Source organism: Pseudomonas sp. SZ57 (assembly GCF_009495975.1).
GTDB lineage: Bacteria > Pseudomonadota > Gammaproteobacteria > Pseudomonadales > Pseudomonadaceae > Aquipseudomonas > Aquipseudomonas syringae.
Map to the genome: position 1 here is coordinate 66,749 of NZ_WIBD01000019.1, position 15,629 is coordinate 82,377.

A 15,629-nucleotide genomic window follows, 5' to 3' on the forward strand; every position below is an offset into this window, starting at 1 on the left:
GGCGTTTCCAGTCAGCCCAAATGACATACGGCGCTGCTCAGGCAGCGCCGCATCGATTACTTGATCAGCCCTACGCGCGCAAAGTTGGGGAAGTGGCTCAGTTTCGGCTCGGGCCAGCTCATCCACACCGCAAACGCCTTGCCTACGATGTTCTTGTCCGGGACCATGCCCAGCTCGTCCTTGGGAATGTTGGGATCATCCCAGTAACGACTGTCGTTGGAGTTGTCACGGTTGTCGCCCATCATGAAGTAGTGCGCGGCAGGCACGGTCCATTCACTGTCAGGCGGCGCGCGGTAGCGGCTCATTTCCTGACGGATCTGATGCTCGACTTCGCCCAGCTGCTCTTCATAGAGTTCAGCGCTGCCCAGTGTACCGGGCTCGGTGCCGATCAGCTTCTTGGCGACCAGCTCGCCATTGATGAACAGCCGCTTGTCGCTGGTGTAGCGAATACGATCACCCGGCAGACCGACGACACGCTTGATGTAATTGACGCTCGGGTCGCTCGGATAGCGGAACACCATCACGTCGCCACGCTGCGGATCACCGATCTGAATCACCTTCTGGTCCAGTACCGGCAGGCGAATGCCGTACGCGAACTTGTTGACCAGAATGAAATCACCCACATCCAGTGTCGGCTTCATCGAGCCCGAAGGAATCTGGAACGGCTCGACCAGAAACGAACGAAGCACCAGCACGATGAACAACACCGGGAAGAACGATTTGCCGTACTCGACCAGCAAAGGCTCTTTGTTCAAGCGCTCCACGACAGCAATGTCAGGTTCGCCCACGCTGCCCTGATAGTTGGAAATGGCAGCCCGGCGACGGGGCGCCAGGATGACCAGATCAATCAGTGCAAGCACGCCACAGACGAAGACAGCGATGACCAACAACAGCGGGAAATTTAGTGACATAGGACCTGACTATTCCAACCTGAGCACTGCAAGGAAGGCTTCCTGTGGAATTTCCACGTTGCCGACCTGCTTCATGCGTTTCTTACCGGCCTTTTGCTTCTCCAGCAATTTACGCTTGCGGCTGACGTCACCGCCGTAGCATTTGGCCAATACGTTCTTTCTAAGCGCCTTGACGGTTGTCCGGGCCACAATCTGACCGCCGATAGCCGCCTGAATTGCCACGTCGAACATCTGTCGAGGGATCAGCTCTTTCATCTTCTCGGTCAACGCACGCCCTTTGTAGTGTGCGTTGTCGCGGTGAACGATCAGGGCCAGGGCGTCGACCTTCTCGGCGTTGATCAGAACGTCGAGCTTGACCAGGTTGGCCGACTGGTAGCGATCAAAATGATAATCCAGCGAAGCATAACCGCGGCTGACAGACTTGAGACGATCGAAGAAGTCCAGAACCACTTCGTTCATCGGCAAATCGTAGCTCACCTGAACCTGCGTGCCGAGGAACAGCATGTCGTGCTGTACGCCACGTTTTTCGATGCACAACGTAATGACGTTGCCCAGGTGCTCCTGCGGCACAAGAATATTTGCGCGAACGATGGGCTCGCGCATGTCTTCGATGGCCGACAGGTCAGGCAGCTTGGAAGGGTTATCGACGTAAATCGTTTCGCCGGTCTTCAGTAACAGTTCGAAGATTACGGTTGGCGCGGTGGTGATCAGGTCGAGGTTGTACTCACGCTCCAGTCGTTCCTGGATGATCTCCATGTGCAGCATGCCGAGGAAGCCACAGCGGAAGCCGAAGCCCAGCGCGTCGGAGCTCTCGGGCAGGTATTGCAGTGAAGAGTCGTTAAGCGTCAGCTTTTGCAGCGCTTCACGGAAGTCTTCGAAGTCGTCCGAGCTGACCGGGAACAGGCCTGCGTAGACTTGTGGCTGAATACGCTTGAAGCCGGGCAGCACGTCGACGTCGGGGGTGGTGCTCAGGGTCAGGGTGTCACCCACCGGCGCACCATGAATGTCCTTGATGCCGGCGATGATGAAGCCTACTTCGCCCGCTTTCAGATCGACGGTCGCCGAGTGCTTGGGGTTGAACACGCCCACGCTGTCGACCAGATGCAGCTTGCCGGTCGACTTGACGAGAATCTTGTCGCCCTTCTTGACGCGGCCGTGGCGCACACGCACCAGAGACACGACGCCCAGGTAGTTGTCGAACCAGGAGTCGATGATCAACGCCTGCAGCGGATCTTCGATATTGCCGGTCGGTGCAGGAATGGTTGCGACCAAGCGCTCGAGGACCTCGTCAACGCCCATGCCGCTCTTGGCGCTGCACGCCACGGCATCGGTGGCGTCGATACCGATGATCTTCTCGATCTCTTCCTTGACGCGGTCCGGATCGGCCTGTGGCAAGTCCATCTTGTTCAGTACCGGCATGACCTCAAGGCCCTGCTCGATGGCGGTGTAGCAGTTGGCGACCGATTGCGCCTCGACGCCCTGCCCTGCATCGACGACCAGCAACGCACCTTCGCACGCGGCCAGAGAACGGCTGACTTCGTAGGTGAAGTCGACGTGCCCCGGGGTGTCAATGAAGTTCAGCTGGTAGGTGATACCGTCTTTGGCCTTGTAATACAGGGTAACGCTGTGGGCCTTGATGGTGATCCCGCGCTCGCGCTCAAGATCCATGGAGTCGAGCACCTGCGCTTCCATTTCGCGCTCGGTCAGGCCGCCGCACATTTGAATGAAGCGGTCGGCCAGCGTCGACTTGCCATGGTCAATGTGGGCGATGATGGAGAAATTGCGGATATGACTCAAATCACTCACGGATCAACACTCAAAAAGGTTGCAGGCAGATTGCCCGCCGAAAAATAGCCGGGAATTGTACCTGAACTAAGCAAGAGGCGTCACGCTTACAGGCACCCGGATCGGCGCACGGTAAACAAACGGGCACAAAAAAGGGTGGCCATGGCCACCCTTTCCGCTTAAACCGACCGGTTACTCGGACAGCTTGAAGGTGATGAAGGTCGCACGACCCTGACGCAGAACGCGCATCGAGACAGAGCGATCCTTGGGCAGGCTTTTCGCCACCTCGGTGAACTGCTTGCTGGACGTGATCGCCTGATTGTTCAAGTGAGTGATCACATCACCCGCCTGCAGACCGATCAGCGAAGCGGGGCCGCCTGTGACTTCCTTGATGGCAACGCCACCTTTGAGGTCCAGGGACTTCTTCTGCTCGGCGGTCAACTCGATCACCGATACGCCTAGACGATTACTGCTGCGCTCGGCACCCGTACCGCCAACATCGCCCATCTCCTGACCTTCATCAGGCAGTGCGCCGACGGTGACCGTCAGCTTCTGACGCTTGCCGTCACGAATCACTTCAAGTTCGGCCTTGCTGCCGTCCTTGAGGTTGCCGATCAGGTGCGGCAGGTCAGCCGACATGACGATTGGCTGGCCGTTGGCGCTCAGAATCACGTCACCCACCTGCACACCGCCCTTGGCAGCCGGGCCATCTTCAAGCACCTGCGCAACCAGCGCGCCGGCAGGCTTGTCCAGACCAAACGACTCGGCGAGGTCTTTGTTCACTTCCTGGATGACCACACCCAGCCAGCCGCGGCTGACTTTGCCATTGGCCTTGAGCTGGTTGGCGACATCCATGGCGACGTCGATCGGAATTGCGAACGACAGCCCCATGAAACCACCGGAGCGGGTGAAGATCTGCGAGTTGATCCCGACGACCTCGCCAGCCATGTTGAACAGCGGGCCACCGGAGTTACCCGGGTTGATGGCCACGTCGGTCTGAATGAACGGCACGTAGGTGTCGTTAGGCAGGCTGCGCCCCTTGGCACTGACGATACCCTTGGTCACGGAGTGATCGAAACCGAACGGCGAGCCGATCGCCAGAACCCATTCGCCGACCTTGAGCGTATTGGAATTGCCCAGTTTGGCGGTCGGCAGGTCCTTGCCATCAATTTTCAGCACGGCAACGTCGGTACGCGGATCGGTACCGACCAGCTTGGCCTTCAACTCGCTGCGATCGGACAGGCGTACGAGAATCTCGTCAGCACCATCGATTACGTGATTATTGGTCAGAACGTAGCCGTCAGGGGAGATGATGAAGCCCGAGCCGAGGGACTGGGCCTCACGCTGGCGATCACCCTTGCCTGCACCCGAGCCTGGCGGACGCGAACCCGGCGGCATGCTGCGCTCGAGAAACTCGCGGAGCATCGGCGGCAGGCCTTCCAGATCAGGCATCTGCTGATTGGCGACGGCACGGTCCGGCAACTTCTGGCGCGTGCTGATATTCACCACTGCGGGCGATGCCTGCTCGACCAGCCCGGTGAAGTCCGGCAGGTTTTCGGCCTGAGCCGTAGCCACCTGACCGAGCATCAGCACAGCGGCAATCAATGAAAAGTAGGATTTCATGCGTGGTATCGACATATGGCTCCCGTTTGTAACGAGGAAAAAATTAAGCAGTCCGAAGCAACCGACTCAAAGACCTCAAGCAGCGATGCTTATCTCTGGATCAGCGACATGACCTCTGAAAACGACAAAAGGCCAGAGCTGCGAGGCTCTGACCTATAGAAAAAAAACAGAGTTTTTGCAATCTGCAAACCTCACCAAACATTTCAGCGCCTTTGCTCAAGCCAGGTTGAGTGCGGCCTGGCGGCTTCTGTAACCCAGGATGAAAATTTTTACATCCGGGGAGCCGTGACTCCAAATGTTTATTTATTGGCTGAAGGTTCGTCGTTACGCATCGACAATGCTATGCGCTCTGCAGTACCCATCGGGACTTCTCCGACGACCGTCACCATCATGTCGCCCTGCGGCGTTGTCAGACGGCGGGAAACAGCCACTGTCGGGCCTAGCTGGGTGCGAATATCCGAAGACGCGCCACCTTTAACCGATTCGATGAACACCGAAAAACGCGCCAGACCGTCGCTGTACATGAGATGGGTCACCGGCGACTGCGTAGCAGGGTCTTTGCGTACACCGCTGCTGCTGACGTCAAAACCCGGCGGTAACCAGTCCGAATGCCATGCCACAGGGCTTATGGAAGCCTCAGGCTTGGTCTTCACCACAGAAACAGGCTTGCAGTCGGCACTGGTCTTGAGCATCTGCTCGGACAGCGCGCTGGCAGTATCGAGATCGGTAAACTGGAAACGCTCGAGCAACTGCCCCTTCTCGCTCAACAGAAGCGACTTGAGCACAAGACCGGTTTCGTTATCCAGGTGCAGTTCGAGACCGTATCGATGCTGGTCCTTGGGGGACAGCGCAACGATAGTCGCCTGACGACCGGCCACTCTGGATTTGCCGGCAATTTTCATGTCGTACCAGGCGGACAGTCTTTTAACATCGAATGCGCGGGCAGAAGAGTCGGCCGGATTGGCCACACCCGCTTCGAGCGTGCCGCTGACGCACTGAGTAAGCCCGTCAACACGCAACACTTCCTGAGCAGAACCATCAAGCTGCAGCAAGCGCTCCTGAATATGGCCGTCCGCTATGCGGTGCCAGATTCGGTGAGTAGAAAAACTACCGTTGCGCTCGTATACAAAGGTGCCTTGATAGCTTTGCTGCTGATCAACCTTGGCAAGACGATTGATTGCGTCTTGCGCATCATCAGCCTGTACCGGGAGGGCAAGCCATCCACCAAGCAGTAGTGGCAGTAGAGGGACGGCTCGCATGATCCTCCTTAACGGTTTTCCAGACTCGCAGCACGTGCGTATGGCAGCGCGCTTTCAGTACCCTTCAACGCTGCTTCCTGAGCGTGCTGGCGCAGATAGCCCGGCAGACGCTGGTCACCTTGGCCACCGCCCTGCAATACACCATTGGCCATAGGACCAGGCGCTTGCTCGGCGCTTTCAGTGTAGCCAGCCAGTACGGCCGGGCCTTTCACTTGCGGAACAGTCAGATTGGCAGGCTGTTGGGTCTGCTGTGCCAGTTGCGCACCGGCAATGTCGTCCTGGTTATACAGGCGGACACCGGCCAGAACGGCTACGGTAACCGACGCTGCAACGGCCAGACGACCCAGCGTACGCCAAGGACCGCGAGCTACCTTGAGCGGGCTGACTTCATCGGCGATCGCGGCAGATACAGCAGCCGAGATATCCAGATGAGGGACCAGCAGCTCTTTGTGCATCGCTGCACGAGCAACTTGGTAACGCGACCAGGTGGCGCGAGTATCGGCATCGTCAATGGCATTCAATACCCGACGTAATTCCAGTTCGTCCGCTTCATTATCAAGTACCGCGGACAGCGATTCCTGCAGGGCTTCACGACTCATGGCGGGTTCCTCTCTTGGGCTATCGCCGCTGTCTCAGGATTCCTGCAACAACGGCTGCAGGGCTTTATCGATGGCTTCCCGAGCGCGGAAGATCCGAGAGCGCACGGTACCAACAGGACACTGCATGACGCTCGCAATGTCTTCATAACTCAGACCATCGAATTCACGTAAAGTTAGTGCCGTACGTAAATCTTCCGGGAGAAGCTGGATGGTCCGATGGACGGTGCCCTCGATCTCATCCCTCAACAATGCACGCTCCGGCGACTCGATGTCCTTGAGGCCGTGGTCGCCGTCGTAGAACTCCGCGTCTTCAGACCTTACATCGCTATCCGGTGGTCGCCGACCTCGCGAAACCAGATAGTTCTTCGCCGTGTTAATGGCGATGCGGTACAGCCAAGTGTAGAAAGCACTGTCACCGCGAAAATTTCCGAGAGCACGGTAAGCCTTGATAAAGGCTTCCTGTGCAACGTCTTGAGCCTCATGGGTGTCGTGCACGAATCGCACGATCAACCCTAGAATTTTGTGCTGATACTTCAGCACCAACAGATCAAATGCTCGCGTATCGCCACGCTGTACGCGCTCGACAAGCTGCTGATCCTCTTCCTGGGTTAGCATGAACACTCCTCGTTAAGCATGAAGGAGTGTTGCAACTGATATTGTTCAGGCTCGCAAACATAGACTCGGGCTTTTCGCAAAAGTTCTCCCCCTTCAAGCAAGTTTCCTGCAAGCCATCATAAAGCGTGCACGAAAAACGCAGCTCGACACGGTCGGCTGCGCGAATAGTCTTGTCGCCAGTTTCGCAGTTGATGATCACTTATCTAACCCTGCGAAATAGACGCTGTTCCTGTGTAGGCAACCTGCTATTGAGCATGGTTCTTTACAAAAAGTTCCATTGACACAATCGCCGGCGTGAGCCTCAAACTGCATAAAGTTCCCTTGAATCAACGCGCTGGAGCATTTCCAGCAACCGAACAAAAGGAAAACAATAGGCATGCGGTCCGGGACTGGAGCACAATCCAGACCCGCCGTGGTCTCACATTGCCATGTAGGCGAGGCTATTGTGCCGTTACCCCAATACTTATACTAGTGGTCGCCAAGGGCAGAATTCGCAGATGAGCCAACATTTTCAGCATGACGTACTGGTAATCGGCAGCGGCGCTGCCGGGTTGAGCCTGGCACTGACCCTCCCCGACCACCTGCGGATTGCGGTCCTGAGCAAGGGTGATCTCGCCAACGGCTCGACCTTCTGGGCGCAGGGCGGTGTTGCGGCAGTGCTGGATGACACCGACACCGTGCAATCTCATGTTGAGGACACGCTGAACGCAGGTGGCGGCCTTTGCAACGAAGACGCTGTGCGTTTTACTGTCGAACATAGCCGCGAGGCGATTCAATGGCTGATCGATCAAGGCGTGCCTTTCACCCGTGGCGATGACGCAGACACCGACGAAAGCGGATTTGAATTTCACCTGACGCGTGAAGGCGGCCATAGCCATCGGCGGATCATTCATGCTGCAGACGCCACGGGTGCCGCCATTTTTCGCACCCTGCTGAAACAGGCAATCGAACGCCCCAATATCGAATTGCTCGAACAGCGCGCCGCCATCGACCTGATCACCGAACGCCGCCTTGGCCTGGACGGCCAGCGCTGCCTCGGTGCCTATGTGCTCAACCGCCACAGTGGCGAAGTGGATACTTACAGCGCGCGCTTCACAATCCTGGCGTCGGGCGGCGCCGCCAAGGTCTACCTGTACACCAGTAACCCTGACGGCGCGTGTGGCGACGGCATCGCCATGGCCTGGCGTTCCGGCTGCCGGGTGGCGAACCTTGAGTTCAACCAGTTTCACCCCACTTGCCTGTATCACCCGCAGGCCAAGAGCTTTCTGATCACCGAGGCACTGCGCGGTGAAGGGGCTTACCTCAAGCTGCCTAACGGCGAGCGCTTCATGCAACGCTTCGATGAACGGGCAGAACTGGCGCCGCGCGATATCGTTGCCCGCGCGATAGACCATGAGATGAAGCGGCTGGGCATCGACTGCGTGTATCTGGACATCAGCCACAAGCCGGAAGCCTTCATCAAGACGCACTTCCCAACCGTCTATGAACGCTGCCTGGAATTTTCCATCGACATCACGCGCGAACCGATCCCCGTAGTCCCCGCTGCGCATTACACCTGTGGTGGCGTGATGGTGGACAGCAAGGGGCATACCGATGTGCCGGGCCTGTACGCCATCGGCGAGACCAGCTTCACAGGCCTGCATGGCGCCAACCGCATGGCCAGCAACTCGCTGCTGGAATGCTTCGTCTATGCCCGATCGGCCGCCGCAGACATCGAGAAGCAACTAAATGATGTGCAGATGCCCGCCGATCTTCCGGCCTGGGATGCCAGCCAGGTCACCGACTCGGACGAGGACGTGATCATTGCGCACAACTGGGACGAGCTGAGGCGGTTCATGTGGGACTACGTCGGCATTGTGCGCACCAACAAACGCCTGCAGCGCGCTCAGCACCGCGTACGCCTGCTGCTGGACGAGATTGACGAGTTTTACAGCAACTACAAGGTCAGCCGCGACCTGATCGAGTTGCGCAACCTGGCGCAGGTGGCGGAACTGATGATCCGCTCGGCCATGCAGCGCAAGGAAAGCCGCGGTCTGCACTACACGCTGGACTATCCCGATATGTTGCCGGAGGCGCTGGACACTATTCTGGTGCCGCCCACCTATGCCGGCTGAATTTCAAATGCACGCGCAGACGTCGGTGAATGTCCGGCGTCAATGCGTCATGCGGGATACAACAACTGTTTATTGATCGTGCTGGCCGACCGGCGATAATCGGGCGAAAACGCAGAATCACCATCCACGGCAAGGCAAGACTGTCGGGGCATAACTGCACAGGCTGCCAGCCGGTACGTGCATTCCACAGCTGCCAGCCTTGATGATCGCGCTTGAGCGCAGTGAATGCCGCCGGATGCGTCAGCAGGATGGCGCGTGGTATCACCCAGGCAGCATGCGCCAGACATATCAGCGCACCCAGCGCCGCAGCCCACACAGCGATGTCCAGCCAGCACAACGCGACCAGTGCCAGACACTGGACCGCGAGATACGCCGTCACCAGCAGACGCGAAGCCTGCCAATGACATTCGAAGCGATCACTGGGGCTGGACACGGTCCAGAATCATGCGAACCATGCGCTGCAATTCAGCATCTTCGGATTCGGCACGCTGCATGAACCAGCCGAACATATCCTGATCCTCACAGGTCAGCAGACGGCGGTACAAATCGCGGTCCTCTTCATTCAAGTGGGGATAGACCTCACGGACAAACGGCACCAGCAGCACGTCCAGTTCAAGCATGCCGCGGCGGCTGTGCCAGTAAAGGCGGTTGAGTTCAACGTCTTCGACCATGGAGCGCTCCTCAAAGTAGGCGGCAAGTATACAGCCGTGAGCCGGGCGCGCGAATCTTGCAATGGTCGCAGCAGTTTTCATGTACCCGTATGCATAACCTCGACTCGGCACTATGATGTGCCCCCGGACTTTTTTCCCAATCTGCGATGACCATGGCCCACACAGCTTTTTTCTGCACGCTAACCCATGAGGGCGTTCTCGCCGTTCGCGGCGTGGATGCCAGCAAGTTTCTTCAGGGTCAGCTGACGTGCAACCTCAACTACCTGAATGAAGACAAATCCAGCCTGGGTGCCCGTTGCACGCAGAAAGGCCGGATGCAGTCGAGTTTTCGCATCGTGTTCGAAGGCGACGGCTGCCTGCTGGCGATGGCTGGCGAACTGATCGAGGCGCAATTGCTCGACCTGCGCAAATACGCAGTGTTCTCCAAATCGAAGCTCACGGACGAAAGCGCAGACTGGGTGCGCTTCGGCCTGCAGGATGGGGACGCTGCGCTGATCAGCCTGGGGCTGGATCTGCCACAGGAAACCGATAGCGTGGTGCGCGCCAATGATCTGATCGCGATCCGCGTCTCGCCAGGCCGGGCCGAGCTCTGGGTGCGCAGCGCACAGGCGGACAGCATCAAGTCGCGCCTGGCAGCGCAGTTGAGCGAAGCCCCGCTGAATGACTGGTTGCTGGGCCAGATACGTGTCGGCATCGGCCAGGTGTTCGGCAGCACCCGCGAAGAATTCATTCCGCAGATGATCAATCTGCAAGCGGTTGGCGGCGTCAGCTTCAAGAAAGGCTGCTACACCGGCCAGGAAATCGTTGCCAGAATGCAATATCTTGGCAAACTCAAGCGCAGGCTTTACCGCCTGACCCTGAGCGGCGAAGAGATCCCGCAGCCCGGTACGGCACTGTTCTCACCGGTGCATGCCAGCGCTGTGGGCAACGTCGTCATGGCCGCACAGGATGGGCAGAACATCGAACTGCTTGCGGTGTTGCAGGGTGATGCGGCGCAAGACGGTCGTATCAATCTTGGCTCGCCAGAAGGCGCAGCGCTGCAAATGAGTGAACTGCCCTACACACTGGACAGCAAACTCGAAACTCAGCGCTAGCCAGACGAACACATTCAGCTTCCTAGTGTCTTTAGAGCGTTCCAGTACAGCCTGGCGCTCTGAAGAGCGCGCGGATAACTCTGGACACCCCCAACAGCTGCGAGATGCAACATGAGCAAGATGGCTGACGAGGTGCAGAGAAACTTGATCAAGGCCATCGACAGAGATGCCTTGTTTCTCCCCACCCTGCCGGAAGTGGCACTGAGAATTCGCCTGGCTGCAGAGGACACCGAGATCAGTATCTCGGCCCTGAGCAAGGTCATCGGTAGCGATACAGCCCTTTCCGCGCGCCTGATCAAGGTCGCGAACAGCCCCTTGCTGCGCCCGAATTTTGAAGTCAGCGACGTCAACACCGCGATTCGGCGGCTGGGCGTCAACTACACCTGCAACCTGGCCATCGGCCTGGTGGTCGAGCAGATGTTCCACGCCAAGTCGCCGGTCATCGAGCAGAAGATGCGCGATATCTGGAAGCAAAGTCTGCAGGTGGCCGGTATCAGTTACACCCTGTGTCAGCACTACACCAATCTGAAACCCGATCAGGCCACGCTCGCCGGGCTGATCCATCTGATCGGGATCCTGCCGATCCTGACCTATGCCGAAGACCATTACGAGCTGCTGTCCGACCCGATCAGCCTCAACCACGTAATTGACAGCATTCATCCGGTCATCGGCGAGCGCCTGCTGCGCTCATGGGATTTTCCCGAGCCACTGGCCTGTGTGCCGGGCCAGTTCCAGAACTTCGCACGTGTCTCGAAAAGCCCTGACTACACCGATCTGGTGCAGATCGCCACGGTGCATATCCACAGGAATACCGAACACCCCTTCAGCCTAATTGAAATGGTCGACCTGCCTGCCTACAGCCAGTTGCGGCTCGCCAGAGGCGAAGGCGTGCTCAGCGCCCAGATGGACGAAGCCAAGAGCATGCTCTACTAGTTTCGACCCATCAGGTCGCGCTGAAACTGACCCTTACCTTCAGGCCGCGCTCGGCGCCCTCGTGCAACGTGATTCTGGCCAGATGTGCCCGGCAGATTTCGCCCACAATCGCCAGCCCGAGCCCGGCACCACTGCCCTGCTGACTGCGACGGTAAAAGCGCTCGAAGACCCGCTCACGCTCATCTGCAGGAATGCCGGGGCCATCATCCTCGACCTCCAGAACACCCGGCGCATAGACCCGCAACACCACGTTGCCGCCCGGTGAAGTGTGGGCCAGCGCGTTGTCGATCAGATTGCTCAGCAATTCGTTCAGCAAGGTCGGCTCGCCGCGCAACCAGACCGGCTCGTCAGCCTCCAGCGCCAGCGCAACGCCCCGGGAATGAGCCAACGGCGCCATGGCCATGCCCAGTTCCCTGGCCAGTTGACTGAGGTCCAGCTGTTGCGCTCCGCCCTCGGCGATGGCCCGCGCGCCGTTTTCGATGCGCGCCAGGGACAGCAGCTGGTTGGCCAGATGCGTGAGTCGATCGGTGCCGAGCGCCGCCGACTCCAGCGTGCTGCGCCAATGCTGCGGGTCGCGCTCGCGCAGCCCAAGCTCTACCCGCGCCTTCAAGGCGGCCAGCGGGGTGCGCAGTTCGTGGGCGGCATCGGCGATGAATTGCGCCTGACGCTCGAACTGCACGCGCAGTCGCTCGGTGAAGTGGTTCAGCGCCCCTACCAACGGACGCAGTTCGTGCTGCACTTCAACCATCGGTAACGCGCGCAGATCATCCAGCTGACGCTCCTCGACGGCGGTGCGCAGGCGCTCCAGCGGTCGCAATGCCGCGCTTACCGTGAACCAGACCAGCAGCAGCGCGCCTCCTCCGAGCATGCCCAGACGCAGCAATGTGTCAGCCATCAGGCTGCGCGCCATGCCCTTGCGCGCTTCCTGAGTTTCGGCAACGCGGATTTCAGCAGTGCCGTTCATGCCCGGATCGGTCACCGGTTTGAGCAGGCTGACAACCCGCACGTCCTGCCCCTGATAGATCCCGTTATAAAATTTTGCCAGGGCCGGATAATCGTCGGTACGCAATGTGCCGGGCGGCGGCGACGGCAGGTTTTCATAGCCGGAAATCAGCTTCTGATGAATGTCATTGACCTGATAGTAGATGCGCCCTTCGCTGTCGTAGGCGAAGGTGTCCAGCGCCACGTAGGGAATGTCGGCGCTCAGCGTGCCATCGCGCTGAGTCAGGCCGGCCGCGATGGTCCGTGCGGAAGCCAGCAATGTGCGGTCATAGGCGGTGTCGGCCACTTCGCGGCCATTCCAGTAAGCGCTCATGCCGCTGGCCAGCATCAACACCACCAGCAGCAGGGCCAGGTTCCACAATAACCGCCAGCGCAGGCTGTCGTTAATCATCACGGCTTTCCAGCAGATACCCCAGACCGCGAAAGGTCACGATGGCCACGGAATGCCCATCGAGCTTCTTGCGCAAACGATGGACATAGATCTCGATGGCGTCGGGGCTGGCTTCTTCATCGAGCCCGAACACTTGCGCCGCCAGTTGCTCCTTGCTCATCACCCGACCCGGCCGGGCGATAAGCGCTTCCAGCACCGCCTGTTCGCGAGAGGTCAGAGTCAGCAGTTCTTCGCCGAGCGTGAAACGTCGCGTGTCCAGATCGTAGGCCAAGACGCCGCAACGCTGTTGCCGCTCGCCACCCAGCACGCTGCGCCGCAGCAAGGCCTTGACCCTGGCCTCCAGCTCGGAAAGTTCGAAAGGCTTGGCCAGGTAGTCGTCGGCGCCCAGATTCAGGCCATGGACCCGGTCCTTGACGTCACTGCGCGCCGTCAGCATCAGCACCGGCAGGTTTTTGCTGCGCGCTCGCAGACGCGCCAGCACTTCAAAGCCGTCCATGCGCGGCAACCCGACATCGAGAATGGCGACCGCGTATTCTTCGCTGTTCAACGCCAGGTCGGCGGCCACGCCATCATGCAGCACATCAACGGTCAAACCCGCGCTTTTGAGCGCCTGCGCGACACTTTCAGCCAATTGCAGATGATCTTCCACAAGAAGAACACGCATCGCCGTCTCCTGATTGTCACTGTTGTTATCGATCTGGGTATCGAGGCTCGTGGCGGTGGAGTTTACAGGCCGGCCGCCGTCTGTGAAGGGCAGAAACGATTCGCGGCTCGCTAATCACGACGTGAAAGGCAACTGAAAGGTTTACGAAAGGTTTGTCGTTTAGCATCGCGAAACGACCCGGTAAAAGGGTACGTAAAAAACAGGCGCCCGGATGCGTCTGAACAATAAAAACAATAAATCGCTAAACGGAGTCACGTCATGTCTACGCCCGTCCAGGCTTGCCAGCCCATGGAGCACCTCCCGTCGAGGAATGCTCTGCGCGCTCCTCCCGCCACCCGCCGCAAAACAACACTTCAGCGCAAACGCCAGTACCTGTGAAACAGCACACAGGCTTCGCCGTGTGCGCGACAAAAGCGCCTGGCGAACAGCTTCTCTCTGCCAAAAACAACAATATCCCTGGAGACTGAACATGAAATTTTCCCTGCGTCACGTAGCCGCCACCGCTGGGTGCATGCTGATTGCCAGCCAGTTGCTTGCCGAACCCAAACGTCCGGAATGCATCGCCCCTGCCTCGCCAGGTGGCGGGTTCGACCTGACCTGCAAACTGGTACAGAGCGCGCTGATCAACGAGAAGATTCTGACTTCGCCGATGCGCGTCACCTACATGCCAGGCGGTGTCGGCGCGGTGGCCTACAACGCCGTCGTCGCGCAGCGCCCCGCCGATGCCGGCACACTGGTCGCGTGGTCCAGCGGTTCGCTGCTCAATCTGGCGCAGGGCAAATTCGGTCGTTTCGATGAGAACGCAGTGCGCTGGCTCGCCGCCGTGGGCACCAGCTATGGCGCCATCGCAGTGAAGAGCGACTCGCCCTACAAGAATCTCGACGATCTGGTCCAGGCGCTGAAAGCCGATCCCAGCAAAGTCGTGATCGGCTCAGGCGGCACCGTGGGCAGCCAGGACTGGATGCAGACCGCGCTGATCGCCAAGGCCGCAGGCATCAACCCGCGCGCACTGCGCTACGTGGCACTCGAAGGCGGCGGTGAAATCGCCACCGCGTTGCTTGGCGGCCACATCCAGGTGGGCAGTACCGATATTTCCGACTCCATGCCGCACATTCTGAGCGGCGATATGCGCCTGCTCGCGGTGTTCGCCGAAAAGCGTATCGACGAACCTGAAATGAAAGACATCCCCACCGCCAAGGAACAGGGCTACGACATCGTCTGGCCGGTGGTACGTGGCTTCTACCTCGGGCCGAAAGTCAGCGACGAAGACTACAACTGGTGGAAAGCCTCGTTCGACAAGATCCTGGCTTCCGAGGACTTCGCCAAACTGCGCGACCAGCGCGAGCTGTTCCCGTTCGCCATGACCGGCGCGGAACTGGACACCTACGTCAAGAAGCAGGTTGCCGACTACAAGTTGATGGCCAAGGAATTCGGCCTGATTCAGTAATTGAACTCAATTGACTGACATTCAGTTGCGCCCGCCGTACGGGCGCGACTCAGGAGCTTCTCATGGTCATACAACGCATCTTCGCTGGCGTGCTGTTACTGGCATGCATAGGCCTGGCACTCATGGCCTGGCCTTATCAGGCACCTTTTTCCTACGAACCGGTCGGACCGCGCGCTTTCCCGCTGCTGATGCTCGGGCTGATGGGCGCCGCCCTGCTGTACCTGCTGATCAGACCCACACCCATCGTGCACACCGAGGAAGACCCGGAGCTGGACCGCGAGACCCTGATCAAGATCGGCGTGTGCATCGTCCTGCTGCTGATATTCGCGGGGCTGTTCGAACCGCTGGGCTTCATCCTCAGCAGCATTCTGATCGGCATACCCATGGCCCGCCTGTATGGCGGCCGCTGGCTGCCGAGCGTGGTGGTGGTGATTCTGATGAGCGTCGGCCTGTACCTGCTGTTCGACAAGGCCATGGACGTCCCCTTGCCTTTGGGCCTGCTCAGCGTTCTGGAGAATTAA

General features: G+C 59.0%; 15 protein-coding genes. 5 read left to right on the top strand and 10 right to left on the bottom strand.

Features of this window, described 5'->3' with window-relative positions; translation table 11 throughout:
* Positions 1 to 56: 56 nt before the first annotated feature.
* From lepB to rpoE, 6 genes are all read right to left on the bottom strand, one after another.
* Positions 57 to 911 (bottom strand): signal peptidase I, encoded by an 855-nt coding sequence (gene lepB / locus GE543_RS17335; RefSeq protein ID WP_003363711.1) that lies wholly within the window; start codon positions 909 to 911, stop codon positions 57 to 59.
* Between the two features lie 9 nt (positions 912 to 920).
* A complete protein-coding gene (gene lepA, locus GE543_RS17340; protein ID WP_003413009.1) occupies positions 921 to 2,717 on the bottom strand; it encodes a translation elongation factor 4 in 1,797 nt (598 codons plus the stop codon).
* Positions 2,718 to 2,888: 171 nt separating this feature from the next.
* Entirely contained in the window at positions 2,889 to 4,319 is a 1,431-nt protein-coding gene (locus GE543_RS17345; RefSeq protein WP_226487942.1) for a DegQ family serine endoprotease, read from the bottom strand.
* A 299-nt stretch (positions 4,320 to 4,618) separates the two neighbouring features.
* A complete protein-coding gene (locus GE543_RS17350; protein WP_046234987.1) occupies positions 4,619 to 5,578 on the bottom strand; it encodes a MucB/RseB C-terminal domain-containing protein in 960 nt (319 codons plus the stop codon).
* Positions 5,579 to 5,586: 8 nt separating this feature from the next.
* On the bottom strand, positions 5,587 to 6,177 hold the full coding sequence (locus GE543_RS17355; protein ID WP_153221975.1) for an anti sigma-E factor RseA C-terminal domain-containing protein: 591 nt from the start codon (positions 6,175 to 6,177) through the stop codon (positions 5,587 to 5,589).
* Between the two features lie 33 nt (positions 6,178 to 6,210).
* Positions 6,211 to 6,792 (bottom strand): RNA polymerase sigma factor RpoE, encoded by a 582-nt coding sequence (gene rpoE, locus GE543_RS17360; RefSeq protein WP_002554912.1) that lies wholly within the window; start codon positions 6,790 to 6,792, stop codon positions 6,211 to 6,213.
* A gap of 497 nt (positions 6,793 to 7,289) precedes the next feature.
* On the opposite strand from rpoE, the gene nadB reads away from it, so the two are divergent.
* Complete coding sequence (nadB, locus tag GE543_RS17365) at positions 7,290 to 8,906, top strand: L-aspartate oxidase (RefSeq protein WP_153221976.1); 1,617 nt, start codon at positions 7,290 to 7,292, stop codon at positions 8,904 to 8,906.
* Here the strand turns inward: nadB and GE543_RS17370 are convergent.
* The gene (locus GE543_RS17370) at positions 8,875 to 9,339 is read right to left on the bottom strand and encodes a protein YgfX (protein ID WP_371927192.1); all 465 of its coding nucleotides are present in this window, start codon (positions 9,337 to 9,339) and stop codon (positions 8,875 to 8,877) included. The two genes, nadB and GE543_RS17370, sit on opposite strands and share 32 nt — an antisense overlap.
* Positions 9,323 to 9,577: a succinate dehydrogenase assembly factor 2 gene (locus tag GE543_RS17375; RefSeq protein ID WP_153221977.1), complete on the bottom strand. Its 255-nt coding sequence runs from the start codon at positions 9,575 to 9,577 to the stop codon at positions 9,323 to 9,325. The genes GE543_RS17370 and GE543_RS17375 overlap by 17 nt, the downstream gene beginning before the upstream one ends.
* Before the next feature lie 152 nt (positions 9,578 to 9,729).
* On the opposite strand from GE543_RS17375, the gene GE543_RS17380 reads away from it, so the two are divergent.
* Together GE543_RS17380 and GE543_RS17385 are read left to right on the top strand one after the other, a co-directional pair.
* Positions 9,730 to 10,671, top strand: a complete 942-nt coding sequence (locus GE543_RS17380) for a folate-binding protein YgfZ (protein WP_178118626.1) — start codon at positions 9,730 to 9,732, stop codon at positions 10,669 to 10,671.
* 111 nt (positions 10,672 to 10,782) lie between these two features.
* Complete coding sequence (locus tag GE543_RS17385) at positions 10,783 to 11,604, top strand: HDOD domain-containing protein (protein WP_032703140.1); 822 nt, start codon at positions 10,783 to 10,785, stop codon at positions 11,602 to 11,604.
* Positions 11,605 to 11,614: 10 nt separating this feature from the next.
* Here the strand turns inward: GE543_RS17385 and GE543_RS17390 are convergent, their stop codons facing one another.
* The gene (locus tag GE543_RS17390) at positions 11,615 to 12,997 is read right to left on the bottom strand and encodes a sensor histidine kinase (protein WP_003413020.1); all 1,383 of its coding nucleotides are present in this window, start codon (positions 12,995 to 12,997) and stop codon (positions 11,615 to 11,617) included.
* Positions 12,990 to 13,661: a response regulator gene (locus GE543_RS17395; RefSeq protein WP_003363740.1), complete on the bottom strand. Its 672-nt coding sequence runs from the start codon at positions 13,659 to 13,661 to the stop codon at positions 12,990 to 12,992. The genes GE543_RS17390 and GE543_RS17395 overlap by 8 nt, the downstream gene beginning before the upstream one ends.
* 463 nt (positions 13,662 to 14,124) lie before the next feature.
* Here GE543_RS17395 and GE543_RS17400 point away from each other — a divergent pair, with 463 nt between their 5' ends.
* The gene (locus GE543_RS17400; protein WP_170963816.1) at positions 14,125 to 15,108 is read left to right on the top strand and encodes a tripartite tricarboxylate transporter substrate binding protein; all 984 of its coding nucleotides are present in this window, start codon (positions 14,125 to 14,127) and stop codon (positions 15,106 to 15,108) included.
* A 62-nt stretch (positions 15,109 to 15,170) separates the two neighbouring features.
* The gene (locus tag GE543_RS17405) at positions 15,171 to 15,629 is read left to right on the top strand and encodes a tripartite tricarboxylate transporter TctB family protein (RefSeq protein ID WP_003413025.1); all 459 of its coding nucleotides are present in this window, start codon (positions 15,171 to 15,173) and stop codon (positions 15,627 to 15,629) included.

Excerpts from the sequence above, each read along its gene's own strand:
- lepB (WP_003363711.1), bottom strand. The coding sequence starts at position 911 with ATGTCACTAAATTTCCCGCTGTTGTTGGTCATCGCTGTCTTCGTCTGT.
- GE543_RS17385 (WP_032703140.1), top strand. The coding sequence starts at position 10,783 with ATGAGCAAGATGGCTGACGAGGTGCAGAGAAACTTGATCAAGGCCATC.
- GE543_RS17375 (WP_153221977.1), bottom strand. The coding sequence starts at position 9,577 with ATGGTCGAAGACGTTGAACTCAACCGCCTTTACTGGCACAGCCGCCGC.
- GE543_RS17355 (WP_153221975.1), bottom strand. The coding sequence starts at position 6,177 with ATGAGTCGTGAAGCCCTGCAGGAATCGCTGTCCGCGGTACTTGATAAT.
- GE543_RS17345 (WP_226487942.1), bottom strand. The coding sequence starts at position 4,319 with ATGAAATCCTACTTTTCATTGATTGCCGCTGTGCTGATGCTCGGTCAG.
- GE543_RS17380 (WP_178118626.1), top strand. The coding sequence starts at position 9,730 with ATGGCCCACACAGCTTTTTTCTGCACGCTAACCCATGAGGGCGTTCTC.
- rpoE (WP_002554912.1), bottom strand. The coding sequence starts at position 6,792 with ATGCTAACCCAGGAAGAGGATCAGCAGCTTGTCGAGCGCGTACAGCGT.
- GE543_RS17395 (WP_003363740.1), bottom strand. The coding sequence starts at position 13,661 with ATGCGTGTTCTTCTTGTGGAAGATCATCTGCAATTGGCTGAAAGTGTC.
- nadB (WP_153221976.1), top strand. The coding sequence starts at position 7,290 with ATGAGCCAACATTTTCAGCATGACGTACTGGTAATCGGCAGCGGCGCT.
- GE543_RS17350 (WP_046234987.1), bottom strand. The coding sequence starts at position 5,578 with ATGCGAGCCGTCCCTCTACTGCCACTACTGCTTGGTGGATGGCTTGCC.
- GE543_RS17390 (WP_003413020.1), bottom strand. The coding sequence starts at position 12,997 with ATGATTAACGACAGCCTGCGCTGGCGGTTATTGTGGAACCTGGCCCTG.
- GE543_RS17405 (WP_003413025.1), top strand. The coding sequence starts at position 15,171 with ATGGTCATACAACGCATCTTCGCTGGCGTGCTGTTACTGGCATGCATA.